The organism is uncultured Algibacter sp., assembly GCF_905480415.1.
In the GTDB taxonomy this organism is placed as follows: domain Bacteria; phylum Bacteroidota; class Bacteroidia; order Flavobacteriales; family Flavobacteriaceae; genus Algibacter_B.
On sequence record NZ_CAJQQI010000105.1, the window covers coordinates 1 to 10,290 of the forward strand.

The 10,290-nt window shown below is 34.2% G+C and carries 13 protein-coding genes; 12 read left to right on the plus strand and 1 reads right to left on the minus strand.

Features of this window, described 5'->3' with window-relative positions:
- Position 1 precedes the first annotated feature (1 nt).
- From QZ260_RS07400 to QZ260_RS07455, 12 genes are all read left to right on the plus strand, one after another.
- Positions 2-808, plus strand: a complete 807-nt coding sequence (locus tag QZ260_RS07400; protein WP_295984588.1) for a universal stress protein — start codon at positions 2-4, stop codon at positions 806-808.
- 22 nt (positions 809-830) lie between these two features.
- Complete coding sequence (locus QZ260_RS07405) at positions 831-1,682, plus strand: universal stress protein (protein ID WP_295984590.1); 852 nt, start codon at positions 831-833, stop codon at positions 1,680-1,682.
- Between the two features lie 102 nt (positions 1,683-1,784).
- A complete protein-coding gene (locus QZ260_RS07410) occupies positions 1,785-2,612 on the plus strand; it encodes a universal stress protein (protein ID WP_295984591.1) in 828 nt (275 codons plus the stop codon).
- 210 nt (positions 2,613-2,822) lie between these two features.
- Positions 2,823-3,677 carry a universal stress protein gene (locus QZ260_RS07415; protein ID WP_295984592.1) on the plus strand — a complete coding sequence of 285 codons (855 nt, stop codon included), beginning with the start codon at positions 2,823-2,825 and terminating at the stop codon, positions 3,675-3,677.
- Positions 3,678-3,722: 45 nt separating this feature from the next.
- On the plus strand, positions 3,723-4,163 hold the full coding sequence (locus tag QZ260_RS07420; RefSeq protein WP_295984594.1) for a hypothetical protein: 441 nt from the start codon (positions 3,723-3,725) through the stop codon (positions 4,161-4,163).
- A gap of 29 nt (positions 4,164-4,192) precedes the next feature.
- Positions 4,193-5,035 (plus strand): ATP cone domain-containing protein, encoded by an 843-nt coding sequence (locus QZ260_RS07425; protein WP_295984596.1) that lies wholly within the window; start codon positions 4,193-4,195, stop codon positions 5,033-5,035.
- Positions 5,036-5,039: 4 nt separating this feature from the next.
- Positions 5,040-6,413, plus strand: coding sequence for an MBL fold metallo-hydrolase (locus QZ260_RS07430; protein ID WP_295984597.1), 1,374 nt, complete (start codon positions 5,040-5,042; stop codon positions 6,411-6,413).
- Positions 6,414-6,431: 18 nt separating this feature from the next.
- Positions 6,432-6,848: a hypothetical protein gene (locus tag QZ260_RS07435; RefSeq protein ID WP_295984598.1), complete on the plus strand. Its 417-nt coding sequence runs from the start codon at positions 6,432-6,434 to the stop codon at positions 6,846-6,848.
- Between the two features lie 114 nt (positions 6,849-6,962).
- Positions 6,963-7,472, plus strand: coding sequence for an Hsp20/alpha crystallin family protein (locus QZ260_RS07440; protein ID WP_295984600.1), 510 nt, complete (start codon positions 6,963-6,965; stop codon positions 7,470-7,472).
- 241 nt (positions 7,473-7,713) lie between these two features.
- The gene (locus tag QZ260_RS07445) at positions 7,714-8,160 is read left to right on the plus strand and encodes a hypothetical protein (RefSeq protein ID WP_295984601.1); all 447 of its coding nucleotides are present in this window, start codon (positions 7,714-7,716) and stop codon (positions 8,158-8,160) included.
- Positions 8,161-8,172: 12 nt separating this feature from the next.
- Positions 8,173-8,841: a hypothetical protein gene (locus QZ260_RS07450; RefSeq protein ID WP_295984604.1), complete on the plus strand. Its 669-nt coding sequence runs from the start codon at positions 8,173-8,175 to the stop codon at positions 8,839-8,841.
- A complete protein-coding gene (locus QZ260_RS07455; RefSeq protein ID WP_295984605.1) occupies positions 8,822-9,490 on the plus strand; it encodes a hypothetical protein in 669 nt (222 codons plus the stop codon). The genes QZ260_RS07450 and QZ260_RS07455 overlap by 20 nt, the downstream gene beginning before the upstream one ends.
- A gap of 43 nt (positions 9,491-9,533) precedes the next feature.
- On the opposite strand, the gene QZ260_RS07460 is transcribed toward QZ260_RS07455, so the two are convergent.
- Positions 9,534-10,280 (minus strand): saccharopine dehydrogenase C-terminal domain-containing protein, encoded by a 747-nt coding sequence (locus QZ260_RS07460; protein ID WP_295984606.1) that lies wholly within the window; start codon positions 10,278-10,280, stop codon positions 9,534-9,536.
- Positions 10,281-10,290: the final 10 nt, after the last annotated feature.

The window sequence follows — 10,290 nt, forward strand, 5'->3', positions numbered from 1 at the left end:
AATGAATGCCATTCATTACGCCATAAAACTTTTTAAATACGAAAAATGCGACTATTACATTATGCATGCCTATCAGGACGATATATATGCCGATGAAGATTTACTGGAAAAAGAGACTTTGGAGGAAATCACAAGGCGCACTAGTGAAAAGTCATTGAAAGAATTGGGCATTATTTTAAAAGAAATACACGAAATATCACCAAATCCCAGACATACTTATAATATCATTTCATCTAATAACATGCTTTTGGATGAGACTGATAAAATTGTAGACGACGAGAATATAGATGTTATAGTAATGGGAACTCGTGGAAAAACCAATGACAAAAAGTTAACCTTTGGTAGTCACACATTACAAGTCCTTAAATACGTGCAGTGTCCTGTATTGGCAATCCCCCAGGGTTATAAATATAAACAGCCTAAACACACGCTTTTCCCAACAAACTATTTAATACCCTATAAAAGACGGGAACTAAAATTGCTTTGTGAAATGGTTTCGCCATATCGTGCGGTAATAGATATGCTTTATATATCCAAAAGCAAAAAGCTTTCTAGGCGACAAGAAGACAATCAAACTTTTATAAAAGAAGAATTGTGTAAAAACAGTCTCAATTTTAAAACAGAAAAGAGCAAACATATAATCAATGCGATATATACATACATCAAAGAGCATGACATTGATTTGCTAGTCATGGTAAATACAAGACATTCCTTTTTAGAGAGTAATTTGTTTTTATCCATCGTCGATGAATTGAGTTTACACCTTAAAATTCCATTTTTAGCATTACAAAACATAAAACGCGATTAGTTCTAACTTAAACTAGAGAGTCATGAAAAAAATACTGTTACCTACTGATTTTTCCGAGAATTCTTGGAATGCTATAAGCTATGCTTTAAACCTTTTTAAAAATGAAACATGTACATTTTATTTGCTAAATGCATATACACCTGTCATTTATCATGTTGAATATGTTTTGGTTAATCCAGCACAATATGGATTGGGTGATGCGGTTAGGGAAAACGCTTTAAAGCAACTGGATATTTTTAAAGACAGGATGACTAAAACGTTTAAAAACCCAAAGCATACCATTGAAACAATTGCGGCGTTTAATACTTTAGTTTCAGAAGTTAAAGAACTGGTTGCAAAAAAGAAAGTTGATTACGTGATAATGGGAACCAAAGGTGCCACTGGTGCTACCGAAGTTTTATTTGGATCAAATACCGTGCATGTTTTTAAAAATTTAGACTGTCCTATTTTGGCAGTTCCCGCTGGTTTTAGTTTTGAAACACCACATGAGATTTTATTTCCAACAGACTACGAGATCGATTATAAAGACCATCACTTAAAACCCTTAATTGATATTACATCACTTTACAATACTAGAGTGAACATATTACATGTGTCTTATGGCTACGATTTGTCAGAAGACCAAGAAGCACACAAAAATATCCTGCAAAAAAGCTTCGAACATGTAGCGCATTTATTTCATAGTGTAAGTAATAAAGATGTGGCTGAAGCGATAACAGAATTTCAATTAAAGTCACGAGTAAACTTGCTGGTTATGATTAATAATAAGCACTCTTTTTTCGAAAATTTATTTTTTAAGTCGACTATAAATCAAATAGGGTTTCATTTAAATATTCCCTTTTTAGTAATTCCTGTAAAATCAATTACAGCATGAATGATCTAATAGACCAAACTATGAAAGTTGATGTCAATTAGAACGGTTTAATGCCACTTACGTTCTTTAATTATCGCAATAACAACTATAAAAAAAGAAAAGATGAGACACCATATTTTGCTTCCAACAGATTTTTCAGATAACGCTTGGAGTGCTACTGTATATGCCTTAAAACTTTATGCAGACTTCGAGTGCACATTTTATTTTTTAAATACAACGTCGATCAAAGTATCTATGCTTTCAAATCTTTCTAATAAATTATTAAATGTGATGAAGGAAGCGGCTATGAAGGAGTTGTTGGATTTAAAGGCCTTAGCAGAAAGTGGAAATGCGAATAGTAATCATGATTTTGAAATTATTTTAAGTACAGCTGATTTAAACAAGGCCATAAAACATACTATAAAAAAACATGGCATCCATCTCATCATAATGGGCACTAAAGGGGCTACTGGAGCCCAGGAATTTTTCTTTGGCAGCAATACGGTTCGCGTTATAAAAAACACAAATTGTCCTGTATTAGTTGTGCCAGAGGAATACGATTTTATTGAGCCCAAACAAATTGCTTTTCCAACAGATTATAATCGTTTTTATGATAGTAAGGAGCTTACGCCATTAACACAGTTGGCAGATTTATATGATTCTAAAATTAGGATTGTACACATTAATATCAAAGAAGAACTTAATGCTGTTCAAGAGTATAATTTAAGCGCGCTTAAAGGCTATTTAAGCAATTATGAGTCTAGTTTACACTGGATGCCCAAGTACGCTAAAAAGGCCGTGGAAATTAATGATTTTATTGAAGAATTGGGCATTGATATACTAGCGATGGTCAAGTACAAACACAGTTTTATTCAAGCCATCATAAAGGAACCTGTAATAAAAAATTTAGGGTTTCATGCTAAAATTCCGTTTTTGGTTATTCCCGAGTGAACTGATTTATATCATTGCCATCACTAGTTTGTATCGGTAAATTTAGTAATGTAACTAAGTACAAAATATAAAGGGAGTGCCTGTAGGAACTTAGTCTGAGCGCAGTCAAAGGCAATGCAGATAGCATTCTAGTAGCATACCGATCGCGCTCCATATGACACTTTTAATTTTTGTGATGTACACCAATTAAACACTTTAAAAAACAAGCTTATGAAACGCAAAATATTATTACCAACAGATTTTTCTAAAAACGCCTGGCATGCCATAACCTATGCTTTAGAGCTCTATAAAAAAGAGCCTGTTGATTTTTATATTTTGAATGTGTTTTCTGATAGAGTCGATATTCTAAGTAGTTTAATAAAAATGGAACCTGGAGGTGAAATGTATGAAACCGCAAAACTAGATTCTGAAAACGGGTTAGCCAAAGTTTTGGATATGTTAACGTTTAGAGAGTACGATAATACAAAGCATCATTTTGAAACGATTTCTAGGTTTCATAACGTTGTTGAAGCGATTACCGATATCGTAGAAGAAAAGGATATAGAGATGATCATTATGGGCACCAAAGGCAACACAGCCTCTAGAACAAACGTTTTTGGAGGTGTGGCCATAGATGTGATGGAAAAAGTAAGAAACTGTCCTGTAATCGTAGTTCCAGAGCAAGCCAAACATAACTTACCAAAAGAAATTGTATTTCCTACGAGTTATAAAACCCATGTAAAACGAAGAGAACTCAAATATTTAATCGATTTGGCTAAAAATTGTGATGCTTCCATTCGGTTTTTACATGCGGCTACAGAAGACACATTGAGCGAAAAACAACTCAGTAATAAAGCGTTACTGCAGGACTATTTTGAAAGTGTACCGCACACATTTCATACACTAAGTCATACAGAAATACCTACCGCTATTATATGCTTTATAGAAAGTAGAGATAGTGATATGGTGGCCTTTATAAATAAAAAACACGCTTTTTTTGGGAGCATATTAAGCAATCCATTAGTAAAAGAAATTGGGTACAGCTCTCATGTTCCCATATTCGTAATGCACGATTTAAGAAACTGAATATGAATTATAGTCTTTATAGAAAGACCTTTAAATTATTTTATTATGGTACAGTCAAAATTCAATCTAAAAAAAAGAAGTACAGGTGTTTGGTTAGATAAAGAAAAAGCCATCGTTGTAACCCTGGTTAATGGTGAAATTAGTGTAAACACCGTACTATCAAACATAGAATACTTTCATGTTATTGGTGGTTCGGGTACGCGACTAAAAGGAGGTCCGCAGGATGTAGTTCAAGATAGTAAATATTTAGAACGCGAAAAACTTCAGTTAAAAACATATTTTAAAACTATAGCTTCAGAAATCAAAGACTCAGATGCAATTGTACTTTTTGGTCCAGCAGAGATTAAAGACAAATTCAATAAAGCGTTAAACGCCTCTTATAAAGATTTAAGTGCTAAAGTTAAAGATGTAGTTACAGCAGATAGCATGACCAAACGTCAAGTAAAAGCTTGGGTAAAAGCCTTTTATAAAAAGGGCAGATTGTAGTTCGTATTTTTAAATGAATACCAGTTTATATGGAAACTAACACCATTGATATCATTAAATCATCGGGTGAGAAAGTGAAATTTTCATTGGATAAATTAAAGGCATCTTTAAGGCGTATTGGTGCAGATCAGCAAACGGTAAATCAAATTGTAGACAATGTAAGAGATGAGTTATATCAAGGCATTTCAACTAAAGAAATCTATAACAGGGCGTTCGCATTACTTAAAAAAAAGAAAAGTTATTTAGCATCCAAATACAAACTAAAAAAAGCGATTTATGAGCTGGGACCCACCGGTTTTCCTTTTGAACATTTTATAAGTGCCATTTTAAAATACTCCGGATATAAAACGGAAGTGGGTACAATTTTGCAAGGGCAATGTGTCACGCACGAAATTGATGTTATGGCTCATAAAAATAATAAAACTAGTGTTATAGAATGTAAATTTCATAATGAAGAAGGCCTTAAATGTAATGTCAAGGTGCCGCTATATATAAATTCACGGTATAATGATGTTAAAGCCTTTTGGAATGGGAATTCTAAAAACAGAAATACGCTCACTAAAGGGTGGGTAGTAACAAACACACGATTTACAGACGCTGCTATACAATATGGTAACTGCGTCAATTTGTATTTATTAAGCTGGGATTACCCTAAAAACGACGGTTTAAAAGAGCGTATAGACCGGTTAGGTTTATATCCCATTACCGTATCTACTTTATTAACCAATAGAGAAAAACAGTTTTTATTAAGTCGGGATGTTGTGCTTTGTAGACAATTAGTTGGCGATGCTTTTTATTTAGACCATTTGGGTGTTTCAGAGATCAGAAAAGAAAAAATATTAAAGGAAATAAAAATGTTATGTAACAATTAAACTTATGGACCCTTTTGTGAGAATAAATTTTTTAGGCGCTGCCGGTGTGGTTACAGGTTCTAAATTTCTTTTAGAAACCTCAGAAAAAAACATCTTGATAGATTGTGGTATGTTTCAGGGGTTAAAAGAATTGAGGGAACTTAATTGGAGCCCGTTACCCGTTAATGTTAAAGCTATCGATGTGGTATTACTGACGCATGGCCATTTAGATCATGTGGGCTACTTACCACGACTAGTAAAACAAGGGTTTACGGGTAAAATTCTAGGAACCGCACCAACGCTTGCTATTGCAGAAATCATATTAAAAGATAGCGCCAAAATTCATGAGGAAGAAGCCAAAAAAGCAAACAAAGAAAATTATTCCAAGCACAATCCCGCATTGCCCTTTTACACCAAATTTGAAGCTGAAAAAACCATAAAACAGTTTCAAGTAGAAATGCCTGATAAATGGATTCAACTTTCAGCGAACATAGCCTTTCGTTTTCAGTATAACGGCCATATTATTGGAGCTACTTTTATTGAATTGGATATAAACGAAAAACGATTTGTGTTTTCAGGAGATATTGGCAGAGCTAACGATTATTTATTAGACAATCCTAAGAAACCCGAATGGGCCGATTTTTTATTTATTGAAAGTACTTACGGGAATAAATTACATCCGGATGATGATATTGAAGCCATCCTTTCTCAAATGATTAGCGAAACCATTCAGAAAAAAGGAAATTTAATCATACCCAGTTTTGCTGTAGAGCGGCTTCAAACGCTTATGTATGTGCTTTGGAAACTCTATAAAAAAAATAAGATACCAAACATTCCTATTTTTATTGATAGCCCCATGGGAAATAATGTTTTAGAGGTTTTTAATCGGTTTCCAAAGTGGCATAAATTATCTCAGGCAGATTATAATGCCATGTGTAACCATATTAACATCATTCAATCGTATAAAGAAACCTGGGATACCATTGACGATACTCGATCTAAAATAATTATTGCTGGTAGCGGTATGGTTACAGGTGGTCGTGTTTTAACCTATTTACAACAACTTATTGATGTGGCATCAACCACAGTGCTTTTGGTGGGCTACCAAGCGGAAGGCACCAGAGGGAGACAATTACAAGAAGGGGTGCATGAAGTACGTTTTTTTGGCAAATACTATCCTGTAAAAGCCACGATTAAAAGTATAGAAAGCTTATCGGCACATGCCGACCAAAACGATTTATTAGATTGGATGAGTAACATTAAAAACATTCCAGAAAACGTTTATTTAATTCATGGCGAATCGACTGCTTTAGATGCGTTTCGAGTAAAAATAGAAGACACCTACAACTGGCAGGTTACCATACCAAAACTTACAGATGTAGAAAAAGTGATGATATAACCTTAAAACATATAAATTATGGAAACACTACTAGCGTATAAAAGCTTCACAGATAATAAATCTATAGAAGAGTTACAATATTCTATAGCGACGGATATCACGAGCCTTGAGAATTTAAAATTCGAACTTCAATTTTATAAAGTATTATTAGAAAAGCCCATTTTCAAACCTCAGGTCATTAACCTTTATGAAACCCTGGTTAAGTTTAAAAATGAAATACAGGCGCTCCATGAAAACAGCACAGATTTTTTACATGATTTAAGTACACATGCCAATCAAATTGGAACTAAAATTGAATGCGAAGATTTGGCTTGCGATCATTTTTTTATTAAGGAGCATGATGCCGTAAAACTCAAAATATTCAACTTTAAGGAAAAAATATTCATTTTTAAATTCAGGTTATTTCAGTATTTAGAAAGTGTTATTAACAGCTAAAAGTTAAAAAAAGGGCTCGTAATTTACTGGTCTGACTGATATATATCATTGTAAAAATCTGTTTCTGATGATATATTAGTGTCATTACATAAGTTTAACCTAAAACATAATATTATGACAACATTAATGAAAAAACGAAGACGAAACAGTTTCTTTACACCTGAAAGTCAATTACTTACTCCTTGGAGTAGTAATCTATTAAGACCTTGGGGAAATAGATTATTTGAGCCTAGTTTAACACGGTTTGACGACATTTTTGATAATGATTTCTTAGAAGAAAATAGTTTGATGCCAGCAATGAACGTGCAAGAGCATGAGGAAGATTTTGAAATTGAATTTGCAGCACCAAGCTTTAATAAAAAAGACTTTGAAGTTTTTATAGAAGAGGATGTGCTTCATGTTCGTGGTGAAAAAGAAGAAGAAGATGAGACAAAAGACGAAGATTATACACGCAAAGAGTTTAGTTATAAATCTTTTGAAAAATCTATGACACTTCCAACGACTATAGATTTAGATCAAGATGTGAAAGCAGTTTACAAAAATGGTGTTCTTAAAATTAAATTATTAAAAAAAGAAGAAGCCGTTGTAAAAGAAGTTCCTAAAAAAGTTATTGAAGTTCTATAACTTTTTATGTAGAGCAGAAAGTAATCATACCAATTTAGCTTTAAAATGGTGTATTAATAATTTGAATTATTTTTTGTTCATATCAAATATAAAATATAAGCATAGCCTTGGTTACGGTTTGATTTTATATTGAAATATGAGCGCAAAAGAAACATAATTATATGCGGTATTTTATAGCTAAAGAGGTATTAACCCTCATTAAATTGCTTTCTGCTTTTTTTCAATCTCAAAATAAATCAAAATGAAAACAACAAAAAGAAAAGTAAAAAAGTACGAAGCATGGTTAAGCCCAGAAACGATGCATAAAGGATCTCTTAATTGGCTATCTGAATTAAGGTTTGCTAAAGACGAGCAGCTGTTTTTTGATGATTTAGTAAAATCGTACACCCTTCAGCTTATAGATTCAAAACATTTTAAGGAAAGTAAAAAAATTGTCGACCAATTAAGCACACAGCAAAGGGAAACCGATGTATTAATTGATACCATAGTAAATCATGAAAAAGGACTTAACATTATGGTAGATGGTATTGATCAGCTTAAAGAAGAAAACGCGTATAAAGATGAACATGGAAAACTCATCATTCAAGTAAGTCTATTTTTAAAAAATTATAGAATTCTCAAAACAGAATTATTTACACTAATAAAAAGTATTATCAAAGAAGGAAAACAAAAACTCCTACTTCAATAAAACAGAGCACTCATGACACCTTTTAAAATCTTAGCTATTTGCTTTTTGATTTTTGGATGTTCCACAACAGAACTCGTTGAAAACTGGAAAAATCCAGATATCGAACAGTATAATCCCAAAAAAGTGTTGTTGGTAGGCATGACGGCTAACCTGGACGCTAGACAGCAATTTGAACAACAATTACAAGAAGAATACAAGGTTAGAGGTATAGAAGCGGTGATGAGTTCCACATATTTTGAACCCACTTTTACGTCCTATAAAAAAACAGAAATCGAGCTTCTGGCACTAGAAGGACAGCTTATAATGGATGGTTTTGATACCATCTTATTCACAAAAGTTATAGGTGTAGAAGATAACATTATGTACAAGTCGAATTATGACGGCTATGATAGTACCTATAGAAAGTTTAGCGAAGATTATTTAATGTATCAAGATGCTTACTATAATCCAGATTATTATGAAGATTACACGGTGTATCATACAGAAACAGCCATGTATTGTATTTGCCCTACCAAAGGCAGATCGCTTATCTGGAAAGGCTATATAGATATTATGGATCCAGAAACTATTAGTGAGACTGTAAATGATTATGTAAGACTTATGGTTGTGGTTTTAGACGAGCAACAACTTATCAATTCAGAGTTAGTAATGCCTCAAATACATGAAGAAGCTATTAAGTAATATGAGTGTTGTGGTTAATAGAGCCGTGGTTTTGCTTTTTATTTTAATGCTACCAAGTTGCGCTTCCACAAGACTCATAAATAGCTGGAAAAACCCGGAGTATGCCTTTTTTAAACCCCAAAAAATTTTAGTTGTTGGTGTTACGCCTAATTATGACGCTCGGAAAGCCTTTGAGTTTGAACTCATAACCCATTTAAATGCTAGAAACATTATAGCCTTACAAAGTGCCGTTGTTTTTGACAGCTGCTTTACAGATTCCAAACAAACCGTAAAAGATATTGAAGCCCAGGTGGATGCATTACTAGCCAATGGGTACGATACGGTTTTGGTTTCTGCGATTAAAAGTGTTAGTGCCAATACCTCTTATGGCAGCGAATCCTCAAAAACAGATTATCATTTACGGCGTTTTGCCCTGTATTATTTAGCCTATCAGGAAGCTTATTTTAAACAAGACCCGCCCGGCAGTTATAAAGTAGTCACTGTCGAAGCATCATTCTATCATCTAAATAAAGCGGCGACTACGTCTTTAATTTGGCAGGGGTCTTTCGATTTGGTAGACCCGTACCATAATAAGAAAGCTATGGAGGCCTACACTAAAAAACTAATTAAAATTCTAGAGCGCGATAAAATAATACCAAATAAACTTTAAAATAAACGTTTGTAGGGTATTTGGGCGCTGGTTTTTAAAGTGGCTACATATTCCCGTAAACCCGAGTTACAAAAGCGCCATTTAAAAATGTCTTGGCATCGAGTTGACTTTGCAGTATAACACCTTTAGGCTTCGTTTCCAGTAACCAATGTATGGCTTGCACTAATGGCGCCGCTGTGGTAGTTTGTATAGCGCGTAACATGTGTTTACCTATTTGTAGTGGCTTCATATGTTTTGCGATTTCGGCTCGGCGTAAAACACCTTTGGTGTCTTTACCTGCAACAGCAGCATACACTATAATTTGGTCGTCTTCAACATGCGGAATTTCAGCCAGCATGATGTCTTGCAATCCGGAAATGGAATCTTTGGTATTTTTTAATCCTTTTAGTTGCTGCTCAACCCAGCTATAATGGCCGGGATGCCGCAAGGTCTTATAATCCAGAGACCGCACTTTTCCGCTCAAGGCATCAGGAAGGTCTGCTGCACCACCAGAAGTAAGATCGTCTTCATAAATGATTCCGTTAATAATGATGCGACGTCTTTTCGATAGGGCAGGACGCGTTGTTTTTTTATAATCACGAATCACCACACAGTCCTTTACATATTCGGTAGCCACACCAACGGGACTCCAGGTAAACCCATAAAAATGAGGTGCTATAGCATGATTGGTAAGGGCACCCACCTTTAATTCTAGCGTATCTGCCCGATCCACTTGGTAGCGGGTGCAAAATTCTTGGAACATAATATGTGCTAAAACATCAATATAACCGGGCGCCAGGCCTGTTTGCAAAACAAAACCC